Source organism: Microbacterium limosum (assembly GCF_036324365.1).
In the GTDB taxonomy this organism is placed as follows: domain Bacteria; phylum Actinomycetota; class Actinomycetes; order Actinomycetales; family Microbacteriaceae; genus Microbacterium; species Microbacterium limosum.
On sequence record NZ_CP137080.1, the window covers coordinates 2,160,148 to 2,186,778 of the forward strand.

25 protein-coding genes, 1 pseudogene and 1 other annotated feature are annotated in these 26,631 nt (G+C 66.4%); of the genes and pseudogenes, 16 read left to right on the plus strand and 10 right to left on the minus strand.

The genetic code is table 11. The annotated features are described in order from the left end of the window. The first annotated feature begins 132 nt into the window (after positions 1–132). From RYJ27_RS10435 to RYJ27_RS10455, 5 genes are all read left to right on the plus strand, one after another. Complete coding sequence (locus tag RYJ27_RS10435; RefSeq protein ID WP_330170245.1) at positions 133–459, plus strand: TraR/DksA family transcriptional regulator; 327 nt, start codon at positions 133–135, stop codon at positions 457–459. Then, entirely contained in the window at positions 425–805 is a 381-nt protein-coding gene (locus tag RYJ27_RS10440) for a hypothetical protein (protein WP_330170246.1), read from the plus strand. The genes RYJ27_RS10435 and RYJ27_RS10440 overlap by 35 nt, the downstream gene beginning before the upstream one ends. 34 nt (positions 806–839) lie before the next feature. Next, positions 840–2,180 (plus strand): IS256 family transposase, encoded by a 1,341-nt coding sequence (locus RYJ27_RS10445; protein WP_330170247.1) that lies wholly within the window; start codon positions 840–842, stop codon positions 2,178–2,180. 62 nt (positions 2,181–2,242) lie between these two features. Then, positions 2,243–3,639, plus strand: a protein-coding gene (locus tag RYJ27_RS10450) for an IS3 family transposase (RefSeq protein ID WP_370428832.1) whose coding sequence is annotated in 2 segments (ribosomal slippage) — positions 2,243–2,579 and positions 2,579–3,639 — 1,398 coding nt in all. Because the reading frame shifts where the segments join, the coding sequence is not laid out codon by codon here. Positions 3,640–3,925: 286 nt separating this feature from the next. Continuing rightward, a complete protein-coding gene (locus RYJ27_RS10455) occupies positions 3,926–4,093 on the plus strand; it encodes a hypothetical protein (RefSeq protein WP_330170248.1) in 168 nt (55 codons plus the stop codon). Between the two features lie 602 nt (positions 4,094–4,695). Here RYJ27_RS10455 and RYJ27_RS10460 read toward each other — a convergent pair. From RYJ27_RS10460 to RYJ27_RS10475, 4 genes and pseudogenes are all read right to left on the minus strand, one after another. Then, the gene (locus RYJ27_RS10460; protein WP_330170249.1) at positions 4,696–6,468 is read right to left on the minus strand and encodes an alpha/beta hydrolase family protein; all 1,773 of its coding nucleotides are present in this window, start codon (positions 6,466–6,468) and stop codon (positions 4,696–4,698) included. Positions 6,469–6,482: 14 nt separating this feature from the next. Then, a pseudogene (locus RYJ27_RS10465) lies at positions 6,483–7,473 on the minus strand (IS481 family transposase). 239 nt (positions 7,474–7,712) lie between these two features. After that, complete coding sequence (gene glpK, locus RYJ27_RS10470; protein ID WP_330170250.1) at positions 7,713–9,230, minus strand: glycerol kinase GlpK; 1,518 nt, start codon at positions 9,228–9,230, stop codon at positions 7,713–7,715. A 55-nt stretch (positions 9,231–9,285) separates the two neighbouring features. Beyond that, entirely contained in the window at positions 9,286–11,025 is a 1,740-nt protein-coding gene (locus RYJ27_RS10475; RefSeq protein ID WP_330170251.1) for a glycerol-3-phosphate dehydrogenase/oxidase, read from the minus strand. A gap of 27 nt (positions 11,026–11,052) precedes the next feature. On the opposite strand from RYJ27_RS10475, the gene RYJ27_RS10480 reads away from it, so the two are divergent. Next, on the plus strand, positions 11,053–12,144 hold the full coding sequence (locus tag RYJ27_RS10480; protein ID WP_330170252.1) for a sugar-binding transcriptional regulator: 1,092 nt from the start codon (positions 11,053–11,055) through the stop codon (positions 12,142–12,144). A gap of 519 nt (positions 12,145–12,663) precedes the next feature. On the opposite strand, the gene RYJ27_RS10485 is transcribed toward RYJ27_RS10480, so the two are convergent. Beyond that, positions 12,664–12,921 (minus strand): hypothetical protein, encoded by a 258-nt coding sequence (locus RYJ27_RS10485; protein WP_422732834.1) that lies wholly within the window; start codon positions 12,919–12,921, stop codon positions 12,664–12,666. A gap of 136 nt (positions 12,922–13,057) precedes the next feature. On the opposite strand from RYJ27_RS10485, the gene RYJ27_RS10490 reads away from it, so the two are divergent. Then, positions 13,058–13,375 (plus strand): transposase, encoded by a 318-nt coding sequence (locus tag RYJ27_RS10490; RefSeq protein ID WP_330170253.1) that lies wholly within the window; start codon positions 13,058–13,060, stop codon positions 13,373–13,375. Next, complete coding sequence (locus tag RYJ27_RS10495; RefSeq protein ID WP_330170254.1) at positions 13,372–14,322, plus strand: integrase core domain-containing protein; 951 nt, start codon at positions 13,372–13,374, stop codon at positions 14,320–14,322. The genes RYJ27_RS10490 and RYJ27_RS10495 overlap by 4 nt, the downstream gene beginning before the upstream one ends. A 140-nt stretch (positions 14,323–14,462) precedes the next feature. Here the strand turns inward: RYJ27_RS10495 and RYJ27_RS10500 are convergent, their stop codons facing one another. Together RYJ27_RS10500 and RYJ27_RS10505 are read right to left on the minus strand one after the other, a co-directional pair. Next, positions 14,463–15,158 carry an ABC transporter ATP-binding protein gene (locus RYJ27_RS10500; protein ID WP_330170255.1) on the minus strand — a complete coding sequence of 232 codons (696 nt, stop codon included), beginning with the start codon at positions 15,156–15,158 and terminating at the stop codon, positions 14,463–14,465. Further along, positions 15,155–16,225, minus strand: coding sequence for an ABC transporter permease (locus tag RYJ27_RS10505; protein WP_330170256.1), 1,071 nt, complete (start codon positions 16,223–16,225; stop codon positions 15,155–15,157). Before RYJ27_RS10505 ends, RYJ27_RS10500 begins: the two co-directional genes overlap by 4 nt. 163 nt (positions 16,226–16,388) lie before the next feature. Here RYJ27_RS10505 and RYJ27_RS10510 point away from each other — a divergent pair, with 163 nt between their 5' ends. From RYJ27_RS10510 to RYJ27_RS10525, 4 genes are all read left to right on the plus strand, one after another. Continuing rightward, on the plus strand, positions 16,389–17,576 hold the full coding sequence (locus RYJ27_RS10510) for a sensor histidine kinase (protein WP_330170257.1): 1,188 nt from the start codon (positions 16,389–16,391) through the stop codon (positions 17,574–17,576). Next, positions 17,573–18,199: a response regulator transcription factor gene (locus RYJ27_RS10515; protein WP_330170258.1), complete on the plus strand. Its 627-nt coding sequence runs from the start codon at positions 17,573–17,575 to the stop codon at positions 18,197–18,199. The genes RYJ27_RS10510 and RYJ27_RS10515 overlap by 4 nt, the downstream gene beginning before the upstream one ends. A gap of 232 nt (positions 18,200–18,431) precedes the next feature. Continuing rightward, the gene (gene istA / locus RYJ27_RS10520) at positions 18,432–19,994 is read left to right on the plus strand and encodes an IS21 family transposase (RefSeq protein WP_183498613.1); all 1,563 of its coding nucleotides are present in this window, start codon (positions 18,432–18,434) and stop codon (positions 19,992–19,994) included. Further along, a complete protein-coding gene (locus tag RYJ27_RS10525) occupies positions 19,991–20,737 on the plus strand; it encodes an ATP-binding protein (protein WP_183498614.1) in 747 nt (248 codons plus the stop codon). Before istA ends, RYJ27_RS10525 begins: the two co-directional genes overlap by 4 nt. A gap of 249 nt (positions 20,738–20,986) precedes the next feature. Here the strand turns inward: RYJ27_RS10525 and RYJ27_RS10530 are convergent. The 3 genes from RYJ27_RS10530 to RYJ27_RS10540 all read right to left on the minus strand — a co-directional run bounded on the left by RYJ27_RS10530 (position 20,987) and on the right by RYJ27_RS10540 (position 23,237). Beyond that, a protein-coding gene (locus tag RYJ27_RS10530; protein ID WP_330170259.1) for an IS3 family transposase occupies positions 20,987–22,251 on the minus strand; the annotation gives its coding sequence in 2 pieces (ribosomal slippage) (positions 20,987–21,948 and positions 21,948–22,251; 1,266 coding nt in all). Next, positions 21,818–21,952, minus strand: a sequence feature (AL1L pseudoknot). (Overlaps the previous gene by 135 nt.) A gap of 411 nt (positions 22,252–22,662) precedes the next feature. Next, entirely contained in the window at positions 22,663–22,944 is a 282-nt protein-coding gene (locus tag RYJ27_RS10535; RefSeq protein ID WP_191008086.1) for a HigA family addiction module antitoxin, read from the minus strand. Positions 22,945–22,958: 14 nt separating this feature from the next. Next, positions 22,959–23,237 carry a type II toxin-antitoxin system RelE/ParE family toxin gene (locus RYJ27_RS10540; protein ID WP_330170260.1) on the minus strand — a complete coding sequence of 93 codons (279 nt, stop codon included), beginning with the start codon at positions 23,235–23,237 and terminating at the stop codon, positions 22,959–22,961. Positions 23,238–23,714: 477 nt separating this feature from the next. Here RYJ27_RS10540 and RYJ27_RS10545 point away from each other — a divergent pair, with 477 nt between their 5' ends. The 4 genes from RYJ27_RS10545 (at position 23,715) to RYJ27_RS10560 (ending at position 26,625) form a co-directional block, all read left to right on the plus strand. Next, on the plus strand, positions 23,715–24,119 hold the full coding sequence (locus RYJ27_RS10545; RefSeq protein ID WP_422732835.1) for a four-helix bundle copper-binding protein: 405 nt from the start codon (positions 23,715–23,717) through the stop codon (positions 24,117–24,119). 131 nt (positions 24,120–24,250) lie between these two features. Further along, positions 24,251–25,045 carry a transglutaminase-like domain-containing protein gene (locus RYJ27_RS10550; RefSeq protein ID WP_330170261.1) on the plus strand — a complete coding sequence of 265 codons (795 nt, stop codon included), beginning with the start codon at positions 24,251–24,253 and terminating at the stop codon, positions 25,043–25,045. A 43-nt stretch (positions 25,046–25,088) separates the two neighbouring features. After that, positions 25,089–25,640 (plus strand): hypothetical protein, encoded by a 552-nt coding sequence (locus RYJ27_RS10555; protein WP_330170262.1) that lies wholly within the window; start codon positions 25,089–25,091, stop codon positions 25,638–25,640. Positions 25,641–25,782: 142 nt separating this feature from the next. After that, positions 25,783–26,625 carry an ABC transporter substrate-binding protein gene (locus tag RYJ27_RS10560; RefSeq protein ID WP_330170263.1) on the plus strand — a complete coding sequence of 281 codons (843 nt, stop codon included), beginning with the start codon at positions 25,783–25,785 and terminating at the stop codon, positions 26,623–26,625. Positions 26,626–26,631: the final 6 nt, after the last annotated feature.

Consider the following 26,631-nt stretch of genomic DNA (forward strand, 5'->3'; position numbering starts at 1 on the left):
GATGGGGCCGCCGCATCCCACGTGATGTTCCCTGTCGTTTCTTGACCCGATGTCGGTGAGTGTCCGCTCACCGACGCGCCGGAGTCTGCTTCCGGCACTCATGACGTCGACATTTTCTGATGAGGAGTTCTCATGTCTGTTGATATTGCACCTCGGTCCGCCCCGAAACTTAACTACGCCCACATTCGCCGTTTCTTGCAGGAGGAGCTTCGGCAGCGGGAAGTCATCATCCGCGCGTCCGGCCTGTCCGCCGCGCCCAACATCGACCCGGTCTCGTGGGCGACAAATCAGGCAGCGCGGCGGGTGATGGATCAGATCACCGCGGCGCTGGACCGGCTGGAAGCTGGCACGTATGGTCGCTGCATCCGCTGCGGCGGAGCGATCGTCGCGGCGCGTTTGGACATCATGCCGTACGCCGAGAACTGTGTCGATTGTCAGCGCGATGTCGATAAACGTTGAGGCGCGGCCGGATCGCCCCGTTCGCGGAGTCCGTGCGGCGCAAGCCGAGCAAGTCGAGCTGACCCCACCGGAACGCATCGGACTGCGCGGCCTACTCTCGCTTGCCCGCCCCCGCCAGAACGACCCCGCGCGGGCGCCGCTGATCGCGGTGATCGGAGATCGGTTGGGTTGCTTGACGGCGTTGCGTTCGGCGCCGGAAGCGCAAGTGTTCCACAGTGTTCATTCGGTGTGGGGGCGTCACCGTGCGGTGGTGATCGGTGTGGACATCAGTTGGCTGCGCACCCGCAAGCAGCTTCGCGCGTCCCTGCGGGACATCGAAGTGGAGCGTGTCAGATGGTTTGTGTAAGGGGCAGTGCTCCTGACTGAAAGTCGAGACACTGATGACCATGATTGACAAGCAGGCGCGTGAGGAGCGTCGCAAGGCTCAACGGCAGGGTGTGGAGGCGCTCGAAGCATCGGGCGCATTGGATGACCTCTACGCGAAGATCGATGCTGGCGAGGTCAAGCTCGATGGCAAGGACGGGCTCATCCAGCAGCTCATCAAGGCCGGCCTCGAACGCGGATTGCGGGCGGAGCTGACCGAGCATGTCGGCTACGAGCAGGGCGATCCCGAGGCGGGGCTTCACCCGAATTCGAGGAACGGCTCGTTTCCGAAGACTGTCGCGACCAGCGTCGGTGACGTCGACCTCGCGATCCCCAGGGACCGAGATGGGTCCTTCACGCCGATGCTGGTCCCGAAGGGCTCACGGCGCCTTGGTGGGCTCGACGACATGATCGTCTCGCTCTACGCCGGCGGGATGACGATCCGCGATATCGAGCATCATCTGGTCTCCACGATCGGCACCGAGATCAGCCGGGAGACGATCAGCAAGATCACTGACGAGGTCCTTGACGAGGTCCTCGCTTGGCAGCATCGGCCGCTGGAGGCGTTCTATCCGGTGATCTACCTGGACGCGCTGATCGTGAAGGTCCGCGATGGTGCGCACGTGCGCAACAAAGCCGCTCACATCGCTGTCGGCGTCGACATGGATGGCATCAAGCACGTCCTGGGCATCTGGATCCAAACCACCGAGGGTGCGAAGTTCTGGGCCGGTGTCTGCGCGCAACTCGCCAACCGCGGCATCACGGACGTCCTCATCGTCTGCGTCGACGGGCTCACCGGGTTCCCCGAAGCGATCGAGGCGACCTGGCCGCAATCGACGGTCCAGACCTGCGTGGTGCATCTGATCCGCTCGGCGATGCGGTTCGTGAACTACAAGTCCCGCAAGGCCGTCGCTGCCGCGTTGAAACCGATCTACCAGGCCGCGGACGAAGACGCCGCCCTCGTCGCGCTGTCCGAGTTCGCCGCGTCCGACCTCGGTCAAGCGAACCCGAACACGGTCCAGGTGTTCGAGAACGCGTGGGACAGGTTCACACCGTTTCTGGCGTTCCCGCCGATGCTGCGCCGGGTGATTTACACCACGAACAGCATCGAGTCGCTGAACTATCAGCTGCGGAAGATCATCAAGAACCGCGGCCATTTCCCCTCCGACGACGCCGTCGTCAAGCTGCTCTGGCTCGCGATCTGCAACATCGAAGACAAGCGAGCCCGCGACCGACTCAAGGAACGCGGACGATCACGAGGCGTCAAACGCAACGCCGAAGGCCGCCTCGTCGAGGGCCAGATCACCACGAATTGGAAGCAAGCCCTCGCGCAACCCCTGTGCGTCAGGATGGGGTGAGACACCAGCACTGCTGACCTTCGCACTGCACGGGGCGAGAACGGACCAATACTGAGATGACGATGACGGTTGCTGACGTCGGCACCGATGATGGGGCTATGGCTCCTCGTGCTGACCGGCCCAAGAGGCGGACGTTCACCGCCGAGTTCAAAGCGGCGATCCTGGCCGAGTACGACGCCGCGGACCGCTCTGGGCGTGGGGAGATCCTGCGCCGGGAGGGCCTGTACACCTCCCACATCATCGAGTGGCGCAAGGCCGCGGCCGCCGGCTCGCTGTCCGGGCTGGGCAGCAAGCCGCGGGACCGGCGCGAGCGGGAGCTGCAGGCGCTACGGGCCCGGGCGGAGAAGGCCGAGGCCGAGCTGGCCAAGACCAGGGCGGCGCTGGACCTGATGGGAAAAGCACACGCGCTCTTGGAGACGCTCTCCGAGAGCGCGGACAAGCCGCCGCGGTCGCCGCGGTGATCAACCCGGCCGTCGACGGGCTGGCCGAGCACGTCGGCACCGCGGCTGCGTGCGCGCTGCTGGGTCGCTCCCGCGCCAGTCACTACCGGGCCAAGAACCCGCCACCGCCACGTCCACGGACACCGCGGCCGGCACCGGCGAACAAGCTGTCCGCCGCCGAGCGGGCCCACGTGCTGGCCGTGTTGACCAGCCAGCGGTTCGCGGACAAGTCGGTCGCCCAGGTCTGGGCCACGCTGCTGGACGAGGGCACCTACCTGTGCTCGATGTCCACGATGCACCGGATCCTGCGCGAGCACGACATGGCCGGGGAACGGCGCCGGCAGGCGAGCCACCCGCCCCGGACCCGGCCCGAGCTCGTCGCGACGGCGCCGGGGCAGGTGTGGAGTTGGGACATCACAAAGCTCAAGGGGCCGGAGCGGGGCGTGTACTACGACCTGTACGTCGTGCTCGACATCTTCTCCAGGTTCGTCGTGGGCTGGACCATCGCGGCCCGCGAGGACGCCGAGATCGCCAAGAACCTGCTCGAGCACGCCATGGGCATCCATGGCGTGCCGGAGGCGATCCACGCCGACCGCGGGACCTCGATGACCTCCAAACCGGTCGCTCAGCTGCTCGTCGACCTCGGGGTGGCCAGGTCGCACTCCCGCCCGCACGTGTCGAACGACAACCCTTACAGCGAGGCGGCGTTCAAGACGCTGAAGTACGCCCCGGTCTTCCCCGAGCGCTTCGGGTCCCTGGCCGACGCCGGCGCGTTCGCCGAGCAGTTCTTCGCCTACTACAACCACGAGCACCGCCACTGCGGGATCGGGCTGCACACCCCCGCCAGCGTCCACTTCGGCACCGCCGGGCAGGTCCGCGCCCAGCGCCAGGCCACCCTGGACGCGGCCTACGCCGCCCGTCCCGAGCGCTTCGGCCACCGCCGACCCCAGGCGCCCAAGCTGCCCGAGGCCGCCTGGATCAACCAGCCCTCACAGGAGGCCCTCATACAGACCGCCTGACGGAATCTGTCTCACCCGCCTTGACACTTTCCGAACTCGCCCTCGCCTACCCCGACCGCATCCAGCCCTACCTCTGAAAACCGAGCGACGCCCGCTTACACAAACAACTTGACAGGCTCTCGAAGTGCAGTGCGCAGTGCTCTGTGGTCGGCTCACCAGGTTGGAGCACATCTTTCTCGTCCTGAACGGCTCCCCCATCATCTCCGAAGACAGCGTCCTTCGGATCTGCGACAGCGTCGCACGACGAATACACAATCGCCTCGAACAAGCCTGCGCACGGTCCATCGTGATCACCGCCATCCTCGCCGAACACTGCGACGACAGCGACCGTCTCGCCGCCCGCGTGATCGCGCGGGCACGAGAACGCGAGTCATTGGACGCGGGGATCGCGCTGAACTGGAAGGAGATCACAAACACCTCGATCGGCGCCGCCGGGCTCAACGCCCACCTCTGACCGCATCACACCCCCCGCTCTAATTTCACGACGAAGGAGTTCACCATGACCACAACAACCCCCGCTTCGGCCGCCGCTCGAGTGCTGCACCGCGTGTTGTTCCAACAGCGAACGCCGGACCGCTCCCAGCCTGTCACCGTGCAGCACTCAACCGGCGTCATCCCGACAGCGCCCTCAGCGAAGTGGCTCGCCCTCGGCTAGAACGTCCCGCCCCAGCCGACGCCGGCGTACTCGCCGAACCAGACTCACCTGCGGATGCGCGCCGGTACGGAGCGAGACTCCGCACCGCGGGACCCGCCAAGCAGGGTTTGCACAGACCCATTCACGTCGTTGAATCGGCGCGCTGTTGCAGTACGTTCCGGCGCGCCTGATCGTAGGAGCGCGGTTAGCGGCCGCGATCGAAACCCATCACGTGGGGCAGGTCAAGCATTACAGGATCGCCTCCGCGATCGGAGCCTCACCCACGAGAAGGCTCAACCACCTGCCCGGACATCACACCCGGCGCGCAGCTCGTAGCCGGCCATTCACACCCCTCGACGCGACAGAGGGAGTGCTCCGCTTCAGGGCGGAGGCACTCCCTCTGGTCGAATTGGTGAGACGGGTCAGTACACGACGGTCAGCGTGTTCGAGACTGAGATGATTGTCACGACGGCGGCGTTGATGAACCCTCCGATGTATGGGTTGCCCGTCGCTCGGTAGATCTTCCGCGAGATCACGGCTGAGACCGCAAGGATGAGGATGACCGGGAACAGCCAGATGCTGAAGATGCCCCCGAAGCCCGGGATCGTGTCACCGCTGATGAAGAACGTCGCGTACTGGGCGACTACGAGCACGATCGGCGCTATCGCGTTCGCCACCGCCAGCACCAACGTGTTGAGCCATTCCTGTCCGCGCAGCGTGAACCGGTTGAAGCTGTTGATCGCCACCGAGTTCGCGAAGAAGTACACGAGGAAGAACGGCAGATAGAGCAGGGCGATCCAGAGCTTGTCCGCTTCGAACGCCTTGACGGCTACGACCCAGTACCGGAAGTCGGTCTTGAAGAAGTAGTCGAGCACGAACACGATGCCAAACGCCGCCGCGACGACGATCGCTCCGAGACCGATGCCGTGGAAGAACTTCCTCCAGCCGGGGAGGACCCCTGCTGCCCGCAGATCCAGGCTGTTCTTCTTACCGAACGCGAAGTAGGAGACCGTCATGATGATCAGCCCCGCGACACCGTTGATCGCCGCCCAGGTCGCGATGAAGAACACAGCACCCTGGGTGAAGATCGTCGGCACGGCGTTGAATGCGATGCCCTGCATCACGGGCTGCTGGCTCAGCCAGACGTAGCTCCAGCCCGAGAACAGCGCCGAGACGACCAGTCCGCCCCAGAACCATGCCAGGCCTTTGCGACTCGTGGCCGCGAGCGCAGCGGGCTCCGTAAATCGCAGGCCGGCGAAGGCGCGGGTGCCGAGAAGCGCACGCGTGAAGGCAACCAGGAAGATGCCGAAGCCGATGAGACCGAACGCCGTCGCCGTCTCCTTGACCTGCCAGATCTGGGCGCTCGGTTCGATCGCGTTCGGCGCGGGGAAGACCCGCTCCCAGAACTCGACCTGGCTCCCGACCGTCGTCTTCGAGATCGTGCCCCACGGGTGCGTCTCCGCCGGGGTGTAGACGATGCGATCGGCGTCGCCCTCGGTGTAGAACTCACCGGCCGAGCGCGATTCTTCCTCAGCCGGGTCCACGCCGAAGTTCAGGAAGGACTGCGCGTTGGGGGTCGAGATGTACTCACGCGGCGGCGTCAGCGCGACACCCTCCGGGCTGTAGCTGCGGAAGAAGAACTCGTCATACTGGGCCGCGACCAGACCGACATCTCGCGTGCCGTAGATGTTCGTGTACGCGCCGTCGGCATCGGTGTAGACAGGGTCGTTGTCGACGAGGAAGACCGCATCGATGAGCTGCTCGTCGGCCTCGTTGTCGAGGGCGACCGAGAAGTTCGCGGCCCGCGCGCCGTTCGAGTGGCCGGACACGCCGATCATCTCCGGGTCGACGTACGGCAGATCGGCGACGAGCTTCACAACGTCGTACATGCCGGTGCCGCCGAGCTCGACCTGGCTGTTCACGAGCGGCGACGAGTTGCCGTGCCCATACATGTCGATCGATACGACGATGTAACCGCGTCGCGCAAGCTCGACATAGTTGGCATCCTGCATCTCGCGGTTGTTCCACCACCCGTGAGACACGATGATGGCGGGGGCCTGAGAATCAGCGGTCGCGGCATCCGGCTTGAACAGCAGGGCGCTGATCATCTGGCCCGACGGCGTCTCCCATCTCATGTCCTTCACTGCGATGGTTCCGGCGTTCGTCTGCACCGCGGATGCGACGATCGCGGACATCAGCATTAGCTGTTCTATGCAGCGAGGTTGGTGACAGCTGGTCGGGTGGCGCGGCTGATGGGTGGCCTGCCTCCGAGTGAGCTGTGCGGTCGATGGTAGTTGTAGTGCTCGAGCCATGCGTGTAGCGCTTGCCGGCGTTGCTCGTTGCTGGTCCAGGCGCGGGCGTAGAGCCACTCGGCGGCCATGGTGCGGTGATATCGCTCGACCTTCCCGTTCGTCTGCGGACGGTAGGGGCGGGTGCGCTTGTGACGGGTCTTCGACCCTGCCAGCGCGGCAGCGAATGCCCACGACCGGTAGCACGACCCGTTGTCGGTGAGGACGCGTCGGATCCGACGGATCCCATGGCGACGGAACCACTTCACCGCGCGCTGCCAGAACCCTGCCGCGGTCGCGCCGCGCTCGTCCGCGAGTTCCTCGGTGTAGGTCAGCCTGGAATGGTCGTCGGTCGCAGAGTGCAGGTAGACGTATCCGACCCGCTGGCGCCGCGCGGCGAGGTCCTGGGCGGAGCCGCGGCCGTGGACCCGCCACCCACCGCCGTCAGGGATCCGGCCGACTTTCTTCACATCGACGCGTGCACCCGCCCGGTCGCGCCCACTCGTAGCGGCGCACCGGTTCGCGCAGGTCCTCGCCGTCCGGGGCGATATCACGGAGCCGGTTGATCCCGCGGCGCACGAGGACCCGGTGGATCGTGGAGATCGGAACCTCGTGGCCATGCTCACGGAGCTTCCCGGCCAGCTGCACCGGACCGACCTTGTGCTCGCGGCGGAGCTTCTCGATGAGGTCTTCGACCTCGACCGGTGTCTGCCGTGGCGATGAGCACGGCCGACTGGACCGGTCCTCCAGACCGGACTCGCCTTCGGCGGCCCAGCGGGCATGCCACTTCCCCAGCGTCTGACGGGCGATCTGGAACTCGGACGCGACGTGACAGATCGGACGTCCACGATCCACTTCCAGGCACGCGCGGCGGCGGCCTTCCGGAGTCAACGGCGCGTTACGGTGGGTCACGAGGTCCTCCTTGGGCGGGGATGCGATTCTTGGTCGTTTCACATCCCACCCGGAGGACCTCACCTACTCCCCGCCGACCCGCCGCCCGTCACCAACCTCACGAGACACAACAATTAGCACCAGTGACAGCGCGAGCCAGAATGGGTTCCTTTTCAGGAAGGTTGCTTTCATGAGATCCCTACTCCTTCGTGTGGGTATCGGTGGGGTTGTGACTGTATTCGGATCGAGGGCGGGGCTGGTCAGGTGTCCACGTCGCCGTCCACCCAGCCCATGGTCTTGGTGACAGCCTTCTTCCAGTTGCGGAAGAGCTGTTCGCGCTCGAGCAGCGGCATCGTCGGGCTCCAGCGCTGCGCCTCTCCCCAGTTCTCGGTTACGGAGTCCTGGCCGTCCCAGAACCCGACGGCGATGCCGGCAGCGTAGGCCGCGCCGAGGGCGGTGGTCTCGAGGATCTTGGGGCGAAGCACATCGACACCCAGCTGATCCGCTTGGAACTGCATGAGCAGCTCGTTGGCGACCATCCCGCCGTCGACGCGTAGCTCGGCCAAACCGATGCCCGCATCCGCGTTCATCGCCTCCACCACTTCTCGCGTCTGATACGCGGTGGCCTCCAGGGCCGCGCGTGCGATGTGCTGCTTCGTGACGTAGCGGGTGAGCCCGAGCAGCGCGCCGCGGGCGTCCGGGCGCCAGTACGGGGCGAAGAGACCGGAGAACGCCGGCACGAAGTACGTGCCGCCGTTGTCCTCGACCTCACGGGCCAGCGGCTCGATCTCCGACGCGTCCGAGAACATGCCGAGGTTGTCCCGCAGCCATTGCACGAGGGAGCCTGTTACGGCGATCGATCCCTCGAGCGCGTAGACGGCCGGGGCGTCGCCGATCTTGTAGCAGACGGTCGTGAGCAGTCCGTTCTCGGAGTGCACGCGCGTGCGTCCCGTGTTCAGCAGCAGGAAGTTGCCCGTTCCGTAGGTGTTCTTCGCCATGCCCTCGCTGAAGCACGCCTGACCGAACATCGCCGCCTGCTGGTCCCCCAGAACCCCGGCGATCGGGACGCCGGGCAGCATCCCGTGGTCTCGTCCCACGCCGTAGACCTCGGAAGAGGAACGGATCTGCGGGAGCATCGACATCGGGATTCCCATGTCCGCCGCGATCTGCTCGTCCCAGTTCAGCGTGTCGAGGTCCATCAGCATGGTGCGGGAGGCGTTGGTGACGTCGGTGACGTGGATGCCGCCGTTCACGCCACCGGTGAGGTTCCAGAGGATCCAGGTATCGACCGTGCCGAAGAGCAGGTCGCCGTCGTCGGCGGCCTGACGTGCCCCGCTGATGTTGTCGAGGATCCACTTCACCTTGGGACCGGCGAAGTAGGTCGCAAGCGGCAGGCCGACGGTCGCCTTGTACCGATCGACGCCGTGATCGCGGGACAGATCCTCGACGATCCGCTGCGTCCTCGTGTCCTGCCAGACGATGGCCCGACAGACGGGAACTCCGGTGTGGCGGTCCCAGACGATCGTGGTCTCGCGCTGATTGGTGAGTCCGACCGCCGCGATGTCGCCGTGGGTCAGGTTCGCGCGGGTGAGGGCGAGCCCCACGGCCTCACGAACGTTGTCCCAGATCTCGACGGCGTCGTGCTCGACCCATCCCGCCCGCGGGAAGTGCTGGCGATGCTCGAGCTGTCCGCTGGCCACGATCGACGCCGAGTGGTCGAACACGATCGCGCGCGTGCTCGTCGTGCCCTGGTCGATCGACAGTACAAAACGTGTCACGGGGTGCTCTCCGTCGAGGCGTGTGAGTGGCGGGGTGGGGTGGACGGATCGGTGATCAGGGATGCGGCGACATGGCGGCGACCCCGGGGGCGGCCGCCCTGGCGCGCGCGGCCTCGCTGTCATCGCTCGCGCGCGCCGCGGCGGCGACGGCGTCGGCCACGGCGGTGTACGCCGCGACCTCCTCGTCGCGCCTCGCGTCTGACCAGCCCAGTTCGCCGGCGACGATCCGGGCGACCTCGGGAAGGGCCGCCAGGGCTTCGTCGGCGTACTCGTAGACCATGCGGGTGCGACGGTGCATCACATCCTCCAGGTGCAGCGCACCCTCATGGCTGACGGCGTACGCGATCTCCGCGCGCAGGTAGGCGGGTGCGTGCTCCAGCGGGCGGGACATGCTCTCGTCGCGGTCGCAGATCTCGGCGATGTCGCGGATGTCGGAGCCGTACCGGTGCAGCAGATGATCGACCATCGCCGCGTCCCAGCCGAACTGTCGCGCGGAAGCGCCCGCGTCGCCATCCGTCGCAGGCCGCCCGCCCACGAGCGGGATGGTCTGTGTGACCGACGGTCGCGCGGCGGCCGCCTCGGCGCCCAGGGCGAAGTCGACGGCATCCCGCGCCATGATCCGGTACGTGGTGAACTTGCCGCCGGCGATGACCGTCAGTCCGGGGACGGGCGAGGCGACCGTGTGCTCGCGCGACACCTTCTCGGATGCGGTGCCGTCCTTCGTGCCCGGCTGCAGCAGCGGGCGGAGCCCGGCCCACGTGCCGATGATGTCATCGTGCGTGAGCGCCTTCGCCAGGACCCCATTCGCCTCATCGAGCACGTAGTCGATGTCGCGGGCATGTGCCGTGGGGTTGACGAGTTCTTCGGTCCAGGGGGTGTCGGTCGTGCCGATGACCCAGTACCGCGACCACGGGATGACGAAGAGAACGCTCTTCTTCGTCTGCAAGATAAGACCCGCGTCGCCCTCAATCCGATCGCGGGGGACGACGATGTGGATGCCCTTCGAGGCCAGCACCCGCAGCCCGCCGGTCTCGCCGGCGAGAGCCTGCGACTGCTCGGTCCAGACACCGGTCGAGCTGATGACATGGCGCGCCTTGGCCGCGATCACGCGATCCGTCTCGAGGTCGCGCAGCAGCGCGCCGTCTACGACACCGGCGCCATTCTTGGTCAGCTCCACCACCTGTGTGCGCGCGGCCGCCTGAGCCCCGTGCCCCACCGCAGTGCGAACGAGCGTCGCGACGTATCTCGCGTCGTCCACCGTCGCATCCCAGTACTCGATCGCCCCGACTGCTGCCCGCGCGCTGAGGTCCGGGAACACCCGGTCGAGGTCGCCCCGGCTGAGGTGACGATGCCAGGGGAGGGCGCGCTTTCCCCGGCGCAGGGTCGCGAGCACGTCGTAGAGGGCGATGCCCGCCCCCACGAAGGCCCGCTCCCACACCCGATGACGCAGGGGATAAAGGAAGGGCACGGGGCGCACGAGGTGGGGAGCGACCGCCGTCAGGAGAAGGTCGCGCTCTGCCAACGCCTCGAACACCAGCTTGAAATCGAGCATCTGAAGGTAGCGGAGCCCTCCGTGCACGAGCTTGCTCGAGCGAGACGACGTTCCCGCGCCCCAGTCCTGCGCCTCGACGACCACCGTCTCCAGACCTCTGCTGGCAGCATCAAGGGCGATGCCGGCACCGGTGATACCGCCCCCGATGACGAGCACGTCGAGTTCTCGTCCCGGCAGTGCGCTCTCGGACAGGCGCGCAAGAGCGCGGTCGCGGGATTCCGTGGTGAGCCGAGTGTCGAGCATGATGTTCCATTCATGAGGACCGGCGGAATGTCCCCCGGCAGCCTGAAGCGTATTAGGATCTGGGAGCATGATGGCAATACGCGCATGCAACCTGCACGAATGTGCAACCTCTCGGTGAACAGGGACGAAACGATCCTGGCGGCGGCCTCGATGTACTACCTCCAAGACATCAAAATGGAGACGGTCGCTCAGCGGCTGCACATGTCGAGGTCGAGTGTGTCCCGCCTTCTCAAGGAAGCCCGGTCCTCGGGGCTCGTAAACATAGCGCTGCGCCCGACCCCTTCCCACGCGCCGGCGTTCACCCACCTCATCGCTCAACAGTTCGGCGTCGAGGTGTACGTGGTGCCAGTCAGCGACTCGGCGACGACGCAGGAGCGACTGGATCAGGTGGCCACCGCCACGGCCAAGATGGTGACCGACTGGTTCGACTCCGACATGATCCTCGCGATCGCGTGGGGCACAACCCTCGGAGCGGTATCCCAGCACCTCACGAAAAAGCCGACGCGTGGGAGCGTCATCGTTCAGCTCAACGGGGGGGCGAACAACCGCACCTCGGGTGCCGACTACGTGGGCAACCTCATCTCTCGATTCGGCGAGGCGTTCGATGCGCGTGTGCAGCCATTCCCGGTTCCTGCCTTCTTCGACTTCGCCAGCACCAGACGCGCGATGTGGCGTGAGCGCTCCATCGCACGGGTGCTCGAGATGCAGCGGCAGGCGGACATCGCCCTGTTCTCGATCGGTGCAGTCACAGGCCAGGTGCCGAGCCATGTCTACTCGGCCGGATACCTCGAAGCCGACGACATCCGTGTGCTGGAGTCGGCCGGGGTGGTCGGCGATGTCTGTACGGTGTTCCTGCGAGCGGATGGGACTTATGAAGACCTCTCTCTGAACGAACGTGCGAGCGGGCCCACGCCGGCGGAGCTTAAGCACATACCCCGCCGCGTGTGCGCGGTGGCCGGAGACAACAAAGTCATCCCTATCCTGGCGGCCCTTCGCGCGGGGATAATCACGCACCTCATCCTTGATGAGCAGACCGCCCACGGACTGCGACTCTGTATGACGTCGGTCCATCGAGAGTCAGTGCACGCCGACATCGTGTCAGAACTCCCAGATCGCTGACCCCAGCGATGCCCGGAATGGCTGCCGCCGTTTCAGGAGTTCGCACGACGCGTCGGCCGCCACCGCAGGGCGCTCACTGTCGATGCGATCCGCGATGTCCTGCTAAGCCGCTACGGCATGACCGACGCGGTTGAGATGATGGTCGGCGCGTGGACGAACAGGTTCCCGGCAATCCCACCCGCCACGTTACTGCCACGACTCGTGGCAGCCATCATGATGCGAAACTCGAGACCGTACGCAGAGGATGGGGATCCGAAATCGCCCAGCTCAGGTCGTAGGGGTCGGCGGTCCTGGATCGCCCTTCCCGTTCAGGGAGTAGCGGGTTTGCGCCCGTTGCCTCGGCATGGTGGTTGAGGCACAGTTGTGGAGTTGATCGCTGGATGGCGGCATTCTGTGATCGCTTAGTGGCGTCTTGTCCGCCCGCAAGCGGATCCTTGACCGGGCACTGGCGTGGTTCGGCGAGATGTACCCGTGCCGCCAACTTTTGAGCGTCGAATCGTGGATGCTCGTGGAGGGGTGTTAGGGCTTCCACACCATCAGGACGACCACAGCGACCAGGCTGATGGCGGCGATGCCCGAGCTCACCGCAACGCGCGTGTAGCGCTGATGCGGTCCCCGCCGCTCCGGGTGCAGGTATGTGGGGACGACGATCCCGAGCGTGAGCGCAGCGGCGATCACATACAGGATGAGGGATCCCAGAACCCAAGGTGTGGTGATGGAGAGGTCGTATTTCGAGTCGGCCGTGCCCATGACACCGAATCCGGTGACAATCACCACGAGGGATAGGTAGGTGAGGAGGCGGAGGCTTTTCGCTGACGCCGTTACGCGGGCGGTGTCCCCTGTCGCGCGTCAGGCTTAGTGGCAGGGGTTGTTAGTTGCTGAGGCAGCGCCCCTACTGGAAGGTCTAAGAACTATGAGTCATCCCCCGGTGATCCCGGCGGAGAAGAAGATCCGCATTGTGTTGAGCGTGCTTCAGGGTGAGATCTCGATCGCGGAAGCCGCGCGTCGGGAGAAGGTGTCCGAGCAGGCGATCGGGAACTGGAAGCGCCAGTTCCTCGAGGGCGGGAAGGCGGGGATTGAGGCGGGCAAGTCGAAGCCCACGTCCCGCGAGCAGCAGCTCGAGGACGAGGTCGCCGAGCTCACCCAAGCGCTGGGTGAGGCCGCGGTCGAGATCCGGGTGTGGAAGAAGTCAGCTGAGGGCCGGCTGGGCCCTTCGAGGACCTCGAGGTGATCCGCACCGAGGCGGGCATGCCGACCGCGAGGTTCGTGGACATGATCGGCGTGCCCGAGCGGTCGTATCGGCGGTGGCAGGCCAAGGCCCGTGCCAACCGCCCGCCGAAGGGTCCGTGGCCGCAGCCGGCGCGCACCGCGGTCCGCGACGCGGTCGTCGCTCACGCGAAAGCGCACCCGGCCTGGGGACACCGGAAGGTCTGGGCGATGACCCGTCACGACGGGCACCCGGTGTCGCAGGCGACCGTGTTGCGGCTACTGCGCGATGAGGGTCTGATCCTGGGCGCGAACTACCAGCGGGAGCGGCGCCGCCTCGCCGAGCGGCGCAAGGCCGCCTTCGCGAAGGAGCCGACGGGCCCGAATCAGGTCTGGCAGCTCGACTTCTCCGAGTACGAGACCACGACCGGCGGCACCTGGCGGATCGCGTCGTGCCGGGACTACTGGGCGAAGTACGAGTTCGACGCGCACGTGTCCCCGACCGCGAACATGCACGACGCCGTCGCCGCCGTCGAGCTCGCCCTCGCCGAAGCAGAAGCGCTCCTCGGTCACCCGCTGATCGACGAGTGTCAGATCGACGAGGCGACCGGCGAGATCCTCCCGGTCCTGACGATCGTGACCGACAACGGCGGCCCGTTCCGCTCGTTCACGTTCGAAGCGTTCATCGCGACGCGCCCCGAGCTGCGGCACGTCCGGACGCGGGTTCGAACGCCCGGGCAGAACGGATCACGCGAACGCGGGTTCGGGACGATGAAGTACGAGTGGCTGTTCCGAGAAGAGATCGACGACGGCCTCCAGCTCGTCGAGCACGTGAACGCCTACCGGCACGACTACAACCACGTCCGACCGCACGAAGCGATCGCCTGGAACCGACCCGCTGACGTCTACGCCGGCACCGCCGACCCCACCATCCCCAACTTCGAAACCAAAGAAATCCTGCCAACTACTTGACGCGGGACACCCCAGTGCGGAGTGCGCGCAGGCCGGTCATGGGCATGATGGCGATGGGGCCGATGATGAAAACCGCGGTGGCGACGTGCAGGATGCTGAACAGAAGGTCCAAGGGGATTTCCTTTGCTGGGGGCCGCTGGTTACGCGGCGGCAGAGACGGCGTCGACGAGTGCGCCGTCGACGAGGTTGACGACACCGTGCATCCGGGGCAGGTGGACGAGGTCGTGGGTGACGAGCAGCGTCGAGGTGTTCAGCTCGTCGGTCAGGCGGAGGATGAGCTGGATGATGCTGGCGCCGCGTTCCTGGTCGAGTGCACTGGTCGGTTCGTCAACCAGGAGCACGCTGGGGTCGTTCATCAGGGCGCGGGCGATGTTCACTCGCTGGCGTTGACCTCCGGAGAGCTGGTGGGGTCGTTTGTCTCGGTGGTCGGAGAGTCCCACCGCATCAAGAAGCGTCTCGGCGCGTTTGGTCGCATTGCCACGGTTTCGCCGGGAGTGGCGCGCGCCGAGCTCGTTCATGACGGACAGCTGCTCCAGCGCGGTCAGGGACGGGATGAGGTTGGACTGCTGGAAGACGATGCCGATCTTGGTTCGGCGGGTCTCTGTCGCTTCGCCGGGAGTGAGGCGGGTGGCATCGACGTCGTCGATGATGACCTGTCCGGTGTCGGGGCGGATGAGGGTCGCGGCGACGGCGAGGAGGCTGGACTTCCCCGAGCCGCTCGGGCCCGTGATGCCGGTAACGGTTCCTGGGTGAGCGGTGAGGCTGACCTGGTTAACGGCGGTGATGCGATTGTCGCCGTCTGGGAAGGTGAGGGTGATGTTGTCGAGACGGATCATCGGTTGCTCCCGAGGGCGGTGAGTGGGTCGGCGGAGGTTACAGAGCGGAGCGCGAATGCGGCTCCAGCGAGGCCGAGCGTGATCATGATCGCGCCGGGCAGCAGTGTCGTGATGGGGCTGAGGAGAAACGGCAGGGCGGTACCGGCGAGGGTGCCGAAGAGGGTGACCAGCCCCAACCCGATGCCTATCCCCAGGACTAGGACGATCAGCGCCTGCCCCAGAGCGTCCCGGACCAGCGAGGAGGTGCTGGCGCCGAGTGCTTTGAGCACGGCGATGTCGCCCTTTCGTTGCATGGTCCAGACGGTGAAGAACGCGCCGATGACCAGGCCGGAGATCCCGAACAGCATGGTGACCATCAACAGAAGAGACCCGATCTCAGAGCGGAACGCGCTAAGTGCGGTCAACGACCCGAGGACGGTTTCAGAGACGGTGGAGTTCGCGGTGTCTGTGGTTTCCCAGTCCGGCGAGCCGGTGACAGCGAGAACCGTCGCGTAAGCGTCGGGGTTGCCAGTGGCTGCCGAGTAAGCCTGCCAGTCGGCGAGGGTCATCTCCACTACGGGGGTGTGGCTGTACCAGGCGTCGCCAGCGATCGTTTCGACGGTGTACGTGGTCCCGGCGATTGTCACGTCATCGCCGATAGCAACGTCGAGGTCTTTGGCTGCGGGAGCAGAGAGGCTCACCCGACCATCCCGGGAGGGGGCAGTGGCGTTGAATCCGGGTTGCACTCCGAAGATGGCGATCGCGATGCGGGCGTCGCCGGCCTCTGCCCGGGTCTGGCTGATCCCGATCGGTTCTGCCGAGGTAACGCCCGCCGCGGTGTCCCAAGCGGTGGTCTGCTGTTCGGTGATGGTGGAGTCGGAGAAGCTTGAGGCCGCGCCGTCCGTGGTGGGCGCAGAGAAGACGACCCGATCTGCCGGGATCGATAGGACGGCGGAGATGTTCTGGGTGGCAAGGCCGCCGGTGAGGCCGCTGAGGAAGCCGACGAGAACGGTGATGAGGGCAACGACCGAGCCGATCAAGACGAAACGGCCGCGGGCAAAGCGTAGGTCGCGGAGCGCGACGAACATGAGATTCCTTTCCTGTCGCCCGAGCTGGGGACACGTACCACTTTTCCTTTCTTGACCTGCCAGCTCATCGGCCGCCCGCACAGGCTTTACCGACTGAATGATGGGCGGGGAAGTCGTCCTTTCGGACGATGCCGTTGTCGTGTCGATGCGTAGTATTCGGTCCATGCCCCACACTGCGCTCACCCCTGTCTTCGTGGGTCTGCGCACCGGGTTGCATGTTCTTTTCGCCGTTCTCGCCGTTCTGGTCATCGTCCGCGCGGTGATCTCACCGACGGAGAGCAGCACCGCCGCCATCGTCCTCACCGTGGTGATGACGGCCACATACGGGATCGGAGCGACAAGGACCAGGACCACCCGACAGCGTGATCGCGTGCTGCGCCTGCTGTGGTTGGCGGCGCTCACCCTCGAGTGGGTAATCCTCCTCTGGTTGACACCCGAAGCCGCGTACCTCGTCTTCCCCCTGTTTTTCCTTTACCTCCACCTCCTCGGCCCGTGGTGGGGCGCTGCCGCGATCGTCGTCGCTACCGGCACTGCTATCTGCGCGCTTGGCATCCACAGCGGATGGAGTCTCGGCGGAGTCATCGGCCCACTGGTTGGCGCAGGAGTCGCTCTCCTGATCGGACTCGGCTACCAAACTCTGGCCCGCGAGGCGCAGCAACGCGAAGCCCTCATGCGCGAACTGCTCGCCACCCAAGGCCAGCTCGCGGCGACCGAACACGAATCCGGAGTCCTCGCCGAGCGCGCTCGGCTAGCCCGCGAAATCCACGACACCGTCGCGCAGGGCCTCTCCAGCATTCAGATGCTCCTCTACGCCGCCGAACAGGCTGACCCTGAGCGCCCTGGCGCCGAGCACATCCGGCTTGCCCGAGACACGGCGGCCAGCAATCTGGCTGATGCACGCCGGTTCATCCGTGAACTCACCCCACCCGACCTCGACGACCGTGGCCTCGGCGGAGCGCTGCGGAGGCTCGCCGACTCACAATGGGCTCCGCAAGGACTCCACGTCAACGTGCGGGTATCCGACACACTCGAACTACCGATGCACGTCCAGACGGCGCTGCTGAGAATCGCGCAGGGAGCCATCGCCAACGTCATCCAGCACGCACACGCCACCACCGCGACCATCACTCTCGCCGCCGATCACGAGCAGCTGCAATTCACCATCGCCGACGACGGCAAAGGCTTCGACCCCAACATGGCAGCCTTCGAACCGCGCGGTCGTTCAGATTCGTTCGGACTCCAGGCGACTCGCGAACGCGCAGAACAACTCGGTGGCAGCCTCACCCTCGACACGCACCCTGGCGAAGGAACGCAACTGACCATCGAGCTCACCTTGGAGCAGACGACATGATCCGGCTTCTCATCGCCGACGACCACCCCATCGTCCGCGCGGGGCTCGTGGCTCTTTTCGCCCTCGAGGGGGACATCGACGTCATCGCGGAAGCTGCCACACCCGACGCAGCCGTTTCCGCCGCGGAGCACAGCAATCCCGACGTCGTACTGATGGATCTCCAGTTCGGCGCCCAGGTCGCAACAACCGGAGCCGACGCCACCCGACGTATCCGCGCCCTCGACGCGGCACCCTACGTCCTCATACTCACCAACTACGACTCCGACGCCGACATCCTCGGAGCCGTTGAAGCCGGCGCCAGCGGCTACCTCCTCAAAGACGCCCCACCCCACGAGCTCGCAGCAGCCGTCCGCGCCGCCGCCGCAGGCGAAAGCGCCCTCGCGCCCGTCATCGCCTCAAGACTCCTCAACCGCATGCGAGCACCCCAAGCGAACCTCAGCAGTCGCGAGATGCAAGTACTCAAACTCGTCGCAGCCGGCCACTCAAACACCGACATCGCAGCCGCTCTTTTTGTCAGCGAGACCACCGTCAAATCTCACCTCGCGCACATCTTTACCAAGCTCGCGGTCACCTCACGAACGGCAGCCGTCTCCGCAGCCAGACAACGCGGCATCTTGCGCTGATCTGCGGAACGACGTCATCCCGCATGACCCGGCAGCCCGCAAGCCGGTCCGCCGTCGCGCAGTGGCGGACTGAGTATTCGCTCCTCTGAGGGCCACTGATATTGCGGTTCAGGGCCACTCGCTCATCGACGCGATCGTGTCGGTGAGGGCCACCGAATATTGGGGTTGAGGGCCACCGTTCCTAGGCTCCTTCTGCCGCGTGGCCAATCACACGGCAGAAGGAGTGATTCGGATGGTACGCAAGATCAAGGCGAAGCTGGTGCTTCGGCTTCGCGCGGAGGGGTTCACGGGGAGGCAGATCGCCGCGCAGGGCATGTCCCGGACGAGTGTGGCGGCGGTCATCGACGCCGCCGACCGGGAAGGGATCGGTTGGGACGACGTCGCCAAGCTCGAGGAAGCGGACGTGTATGCGCGGCTGTTTCCTGGTCGTGGTGAACATGACAGCGTTCACGCGCAGCCGGACTGGGACAGGGTGCACCGGGAGCTCGCGCGGGTCGGGGTGACGCTGAAGCTGCTGCATGGCGAGTATGTCGACGCCTGCCGGGCGGCGGGATCGACGGCGATGGGATACGACAGGTTCTGCAAGGCCTACCAGCAGCACGTCCTCATCTCCGGGGCGGCGTCGCGGGTGGGGCACAAGGCGGGGCAGACGGTCGAGGTCGACTGGTCGGGCAAGACGATGCAGCTGACCGACCCGGTCACCGGGCAGCAGACGCGGGTCTACTTGTTCGTTGCGACGCTGCCGTTCTCCCGCTACTCGTTCGTGGAGCCGACGCTGGACATGCAGCAGGACGCCTGGTTGCGCGCGCACGTGTCGATGTTCGACTGGTTCGGCGGGAGTGTCCCGCGTGTCGTCCCGGACAACCTCAAGACCGGGGTGCTGAAGCACCCGGCGGAAGGTGAGGTGGTGCTCAACGATGCGTATCGGGAACTCGCGGCGCACTACTCCGCGGCGGTGCTCCCGGGGCGGGTGAAGAAGCCGAAAGACAAGGCCAGTGTCGAGAACACGGTCGGGAACGTCGCGACCTGGGTGATCGCATCCCTCCGCGACCGAAGCTTCGCGAGCTTGGCGGAGTTGCGGGCGGTCGTCTACGAACGCGTGGCCGCTTACAACGCGGAGCCGTTCCAAAAGCGCGCCGGGTCAAGGCTGAGCGTGTTCGACTCGGAGGAGAAGCCGCTGCTGCGGCCGCTTCCGGTGGTCCCGTTTGAGATCTCGAGGTGGTTCTACCGGCGCCGGGTTCAGAAGAACGGGCACGTCGTGTTCGAGCGCAACTTCTACTCCGTGCCCTACCCGAACATCGGTCGGAGTGTTGATCTGCGGGTCACCGACACCACGGTCGAGATCTTCGCCGGGCAGGAGCGGCTGACGAGCCACCTGCTCGCTCCGGTCGGGATGGTGAACGAGTATCGCACCCACGACAGCGATCTGCCCGACGGTCCCCGCTACCGGCAATGGGACGCCGAACGTGTTCGCGAGTGGGCGGGCCGGATCGGGGAGGACACCACGATCGTGGTGAATCGGATCTTCGAGTCCGTGCCCGTCGACGAGCAGGGCCTGGACGCGGCTTTGGCGGTGTTGCGGCTCACCCGCCGCTACTCCGCCGCTCGGGTCGAAGCCGCCGCCGGGATCGCCCTCGCGTCCCGGGTGAGATCTCCGCGCTACGCGCATCTGCGGCCCATCCTCGAGACGAACCAGGACCAACCCGACGGGAGGAGCCCATGGGCTGAACCCGCGACTACGGGGCCGACCGGATACGTCCGCGGCGCGGACTACTACGCCGGTGACATCCGATGAGCCGGCTCGACTCGGAGACGAAGCGGAAGCTGCGTGAGATGGGGGTGACGTCGCTGGTCGACGCGTTCGAGGTCCAGGACGACAGCCTCACGTTGGGAATGGCGTTCGAAGAACGCGTCAAGCTCGCCGTCGACGACGCCCACGCCACCTTCACCCACGCCAAGGTCGAAGGCCTCATCCGGCGGGCCGGTCTCCGCTACCCGAACGCGGACCTGCGGCGAGTCGACCTGCTCGAGCAGCGGGGTCTTGACCGCGGGGTGATCGCGCAACTCGGCACCTGCCAGTTCATCACCCGGCAGCAGAACGTCGTATTCCAAGGCTTCACCGGGTCCGGGAAGAGCTACCTCGGATCGGCGTTGGCGAAGCAGGCCTGTCAGCACCGCTACCGGGCGCACTACATCCGCATGCCCGACCTCGAAGAATCCTGGGCCACCGCCCGCGACCGGCCCGCGGGGAAGGAGAAGTGGCTCCGCAAATACGCGGCGTTCACGCTCCTCGTGATCGACGAATGGCTCCTCGACAACCCCGATGACAGCGTTCGCGGCATGCTGCTCGAGCTGCTCGAGCGCCGCTACGACGCCACCTCGACGGTGTTCTGCACCCAGTACGCGAAGAAGGACTGGCACCAACGCCTCGGCGGCGGAGTCCACGCCGACGCGATCATGGACCGCATCGTCCACAACACCATCTGGATCGAGACCGGCAGCACCAACATGCGCGAACACACCGCCAGGACGGCCTGACCGGCGCCGGTGAGCGTTGCCATCACCGGGTGGCGCTCACCGGCAATACCGGGCGGCCCTGAATCGCAATATCGAGTGGCACTGAACCTCAATATCGACTGGCCCTCAACCCTTCAAATACTCAGGACGGTGTCTTAGCGGCCGTCTGGGTGATTGTTGAGATGCCCGTTTAACCCGCTCGATAAAGGTCCCCGCAAGGGTGCCCAACTCAGTACAGATGAACCGCTCTGGGTTTGATGGAGACTCTCGTTATTTGATTCCCAACAGCGGTGCTGCCGTGGTTTGGCCAGCATAGAACGCCTGCTCGAACTCCGTGGGTGGGACGTCGCCGAGGTATCCGTGGAGGCGCTGTGTGTTGTGCCAGTGGACCCAGCCGAGCGTCGCCAGCTCGAGTTCCTCAACCGTTCGCCAGGGTCCCGGGCGCGCGGGCCCGCGGACGAGTTCGGTCTTGTAGTAGCCGTTCACCGTCTCGGCCAGGGCATTGTCATACGAATCGCCAACCGTCCCAATCGATGGCGTCGCTCCGATTTCAGCGAGACGTTCGCCGTAGCGAATCGACGTGAATTGAGACCCGGCGTCGCTGTGACACCGCAGATCCTCGTGATGACGGCCCCGCGACCACCTCGCCATCTCGATCGCGTCGAGCACCATCTCGGTGCGCATATGCGACGCACACCGCCACCCCACGATCATCCGCGAGAAGGCGTCGATGATGAAGCAGACATACGCGACGCCCGCCCACGTCGGCACGAACGTGAGGTCCGTGACCCACAGGCGGTTCGGCGCGGTCGCGGTGAACTCTCGCTTCACGAGATCTGGGTGACGCGCCGAGGCTGGATCGGGCCGTGTCGTCTTGACCCGCTTCGACCTTGTCGCGCCCGCGATCCCCGCGGCGCGCATCAGGCGGCCGGTCTGATCGCGACCGATGTCGATCCCGGCGCGGCGTGCGGTCTTCCAGAGCTTGCGGACGCCGTAGACCCGGTAGTTGTCTTCCCAGAGACCGACCAGCTCCGGAAGCAGAACAGCATCACTGACCGATCGTGCCGACGGGGCACGATCTCTCGCGGCGTAGTAGGTACTCGGGGCCACCTGCAGAAGCTGACAGATGGGCTCGACCCCGAGCGGACGCCCCTCAACGACGTCGTCTTTGTTCGCGTCGATGAACGCGACTACTTCCGATGTTGGCGGTCGAGCTCCGCCCCGAAGAAAGACGCAGCCCTCTTCAGAATTTCGTTGGCACGGCGAAGCTCACGGACCTCCTGCTCCAGCTCCCGCAGCTTCCGCGATTCCGCCGTGGTCACGCCAGCCACGTTGCCGTCGTCGATGTCGGCCTGCTTGACCCACGTCCTGACGGACTCGATGCCGTATCCGAGCTGCGTCGCGACGCGTTGCACGGTCCCGTGATCGGTCCCCAGCTCCGCACGCAACGTCCTGACCATCCGAACCGCCGCGGCCTTCTCCTCCGAGGAATACCGTCGCCCCGTCGACGCCCCAGATCCCTGCATTGCTCCCATGACTCCATCCTCGTTTCCAAAGTCAGGAGCCTCCAACAAACCCAGAGCGGTTCATCGAGCTGCGGCGTGCGGGTTTGGGATCGTCACGGGCGGTGCTGCACAGCACTAGCCCACAGCGTATGTCTTTCTGTGAGTGACTTTGATCGGTTCTCACTGACCATCGCACGATGGCTCACCAACGTCTACGACGAAGACAACCCGGCCAAGAACTACACCACCCCAGGGGACGTCGCCCTAGGCGCGCCGCACAGATAGCATCCAACCCGCCGTCCAGGCGGCCAACCGCCCAGCACGCCCCGCTATCGCGCATTGCCCGGGCACGGATCCGCTACGACCGGCGACGGCCCTCCAACGGGCATCGCGCGTAGCGGGATCCGTTCAGGGCCAGGGCCGCGCACCTCCTGCGTCCTGTCAGGCGACGACCAGAGGCTGCACGTCGTGCGACTTGTCCTCGAGTTCGCGCGCGAGGTCGTAGGCGGTCTGCATGGCCATCCAGGCCCGCGCCGTACTGACGCCTGACCGTTCGAGGCGGATCGCAAGGTTCGGGCTCACTCCGGAGTGTCCGTGGATGACCCGGCTGAGCGTGACGCGAGACACGCCGAGCCGCGCGGCAGCCTCAGCGACGCTCAGGCCGAGTTCGCCGATCACATCTTCCCCAATGATTTCGCCGGGGTGGGGCGGGTTCTTCATCATGGTCTTCTCCCCCTTCAGTGGTAGTCCTGGTAATCCACGAGTTCGACATCCTGCCCGACGAACCGAAAAGTCACTCGCCAGTTGCCGTTCACCCAGACCGACCAGTGGCCGGCCAAGTCGCCCCTCAGCTCGTGGGTACGGAATCCGGGGATCGAAAGATCGGCCGGCGCCTGAGCGACATCGAGCACACCCAGGATGCGGGTGAGCTTTGAAGCATGCGCAGGCTGCACACCCTTCTTCGACCCCGACTCGTAGAGAGCTTGCAGGCCCTTATGCCGGAAGCCGACGATCACCCGGCGAGTGTATCGCGTATCGCATCGCGATACAACCAATCCGGGACTGACCCACCGTCCGCAAACGGGTCCCGAAGCCTCACGTTTCGTGACAACATTTTGACAACATCTGTGCGCATTTCGATGTTTTCATCTGTTGCCGAGCATGCCAGAAAACCGCGGAAAATCAACGATCTGCATCAAATGTCAACGGGTCGAAATTCGCCTGCGTGGGTTCGAGCCCCACGGGGCCCACCCTCAGGCAGGCGGTCACGCGGTTCCGCCGGGAAACCGAGGTCGGAAGACCCGACGAGAAGCCGCACCTTATTTCGCCCACAAGGCGGGGTGCGCATTCACCGGCGCGACGCGCCGAGTTTCGTCGCCCTCGTCAGTCTGCCTACGCGACTCGCGGGCGGTACCGCAACCCCCTGCCCGGGCACTCGACCGCGCTCTACCATCACCGCTGGAAGGAAACGCCCCCGAGGAGAGGAAGCAACCATGACCGTCGCTGACCAGATGCTCGCCACGCACCCGGAGGCTGGTACGACCGTCGCACGGGACATCGTTCAGCGCTGTATCGACGCATGCATCGAATGCGCCCAGGCATGTACCGCCTGCGCAGACGCATGCCTCGCAGAGGACATGGTCGCGGAACTCGTGGCGTGCATCCGGAGGAACTCCGACTGCGCCGACATCTGCACTGCCACCGGTGCCGTGCTTTCTCGCCAGACTGCGCCGGATGTCGCGGCGGTTCGCGCTCTGCTCGAGGCATGCCGCACCGCGTGCGAGTCCTGCGCCACCGAATGCGAGCAGCACGCAGACATGCACGAGCACTGCCGCGTGTGCGCCGAGTCCTGCCGGCGCTGTGAGCAGGCTTGCGCGGAACTTCTCACCGCACTTTGATTCGAGACCGGCTCTGCATGGCTCCCCGCGAGAGAACGTGAGGAGTCGGCCCCATCGTGGGGCGAGCCGCCTAGCGGGGGAGGGCCGCACGCGTTCACGCGGGCGACACACGCGCCTGACATGATCGGTGGATGAAGCGCGACGTCGGGGCCCGCATCGCCCTCACCGTGACCGAGCCGGCCGAGCTGGTGTTCTCCTTCGCGGTGGCGGCGGATGCCGCGACATCCGCCGAGGACATCCTCTTCAGCCTCGACGGGGCCCCGGTCGAGGCTGAGGAGCTCGTCGACGCGCACGGCACGCGCCTGCACCGGGTGAAGGCCGGCACGGGCTCCCTCGTCGCGAGCTACACGGCCACCGTCGAGGGCCGTATCCCGCCGGAGGACGTCGACCCGACCGACCTCATCCGCTACCTGCGCCCGAGCCGCTACTGCGAGTCCGACACCCTCGGACCCACGGCCGCCGCCGAATTCGGCGGGCTGAGCGGCGGCGCCCTGCTGGACGCCGTCAGCTCCTGGGTGGGAACGCGCCTGGCCTACGTGAGCGGCTCGAGCCTTCCCACCGACGGCGCCGCGCGCACCCTCCTCGCCCGCCAGGGCGTGTGCCGCGACTACGCCCACCTGTGCGTCGCCCTTCTGCGCGCCCGCAACGTGCCCGCGCGCCTCGTCTCCGTCTACGCGCCCGGGCTCGACCCCATGGACTTCCACGCCGTCGCCGAGGCCTACGTCGAGGGCGGCTGGCACGTCGTGGATGCCACGACCCTCGCCCCGCGCGGAACCATGCTGCGCATCGCGACGGGCCGAGACGCCTCCGACACCGCGTTCCTCACGACGATCGCCGGCCGCATCGCCTTCGACGGTCTCGAGGTGACGGCGGTGGCGGACGCCCTGCCGGGCGATGACATCACCAAGCTCGACCGCCTCGGCTGAGACCCGGGATGCGCGCCCCCGCCCGGAGTGGCACCCTGGGGGAATGAGAGCCTGGCTCGTGCGCTTCGCGTCGCTGTACGTCTTCGACGTCGTCGTCCTCCTCCTCATTGGATGGCTGCTGCCCGGCGTGCGGGTGGGCTGGGCGGCCCTGTGGGCGGGCGTGATCCTCGCGGTGGCGACGATCTGGCTGAAGCCGCTCATCCACCGCGGCTTCCTCGGCATGGCCCGTCGCTCCTCGAGCCGCCGCACCGCCCTCGCGGAGAAGCTCGTGCAGTACGGCATCGTCTTCGCCGTCGCCCTCGTGATCTGGATCCTCGTGGTGCTCTTCACTCGCGTGGACGTCTCCGGCTGGTTCTGGGGCTACGCGCTGCCCCCGGTCGCGCTCCTCGTGGCGTGGGCGATCTACGACCTCGTCGACGACCGCATCGAGGCCCGCACGTCGGCGCTCTACGACACCGCCTCGCGTCGGCTGCGGGGCGGTCGCGGCGGGGATGCCGCGGCATCCGCCCCCTCGTCGCCCCAGGCGGCGCAGGGCCGGCGCGAGCTGAAGGACGGCCTCACCGACGAACAGCGGCGCCTCTTCGACGAGCTGTAGGCGCCGGGCGCCGGATGACGCGCGTGTAACAATGCGTCGCTTCGGCGCACCCCTGCCCGCGAGCGCGGGGAGAATGGAATGTCACGCCCTCGCCGCGACCGCTTCGCGGCATCCGGGCACACCCCACGCCTTGGAGGCCCCCATGACGCGCTCCCGCCTTGCCACCGCCGCCGCGGGGCTCGCCCTCGCCGCGCTCACGCTCGCCGGCTGCGCATCGGGAGCCGACGCCGGCTCGTCGACCGCCGAGGAGGACGCCGGCTACGTCACCCCCGGCACCCTGACGATCGCGACCGGCGACATCGCCTACTACCCCTACGTGATCGACGACGACCCCGCCTCCGGCGAGGGCTTCGAGGCGGCCGTGGCCTACGCGATCGCCGACAAGCTCGGCTTCGCGCCCGAGGACGTGGAGTGGGTGCGCACGAGCTTCGAGGCCGCGATCGCGCCGGGCCCGAAGAACTTCGACTTCAACATCCAGCAGTACACGATCACCGACGAGCGCAAGCAGGCCGTCGACTTCTCCACCCCGTACTACTCCGCCAGCCAGGCGATCGTCGCGGTCGAGGGCGGCGCCGCCGACGGCGTGGACTCGATCGACGGGCTCAAGGACCTCGTGATCGGCGCGATGGCGGGATCGACGAGCGCCCAGACGCTCGAGGAGGTCGTGGAGCCCACGACCGCGCCGCAGCTGTTCGGATCGAACGAGGACGTGGTGGCCGCCCTGACCGCAGGCCAGATCGACGCGTTCGTCATCGACCTTCCCACCGCCTACCTCGCGACCGCGATGTACATCGAGGACTCCTTCATCGTCGGAGAGCTGCCGGCCGGCGGCATCCCCGATGAGTGGGGCGTCGTGCTGAGCAAGGACTCCCCGCTCACGGAGCAGGTGTCCGCCGCGATCGACGAGCTGCGCGAGGACGGCACCCTCGCCGCGATCACCGACGAGTGGCTCGGCGAGGGCCAGGGCGTCACGCTGCTGCAGTGAACCGTC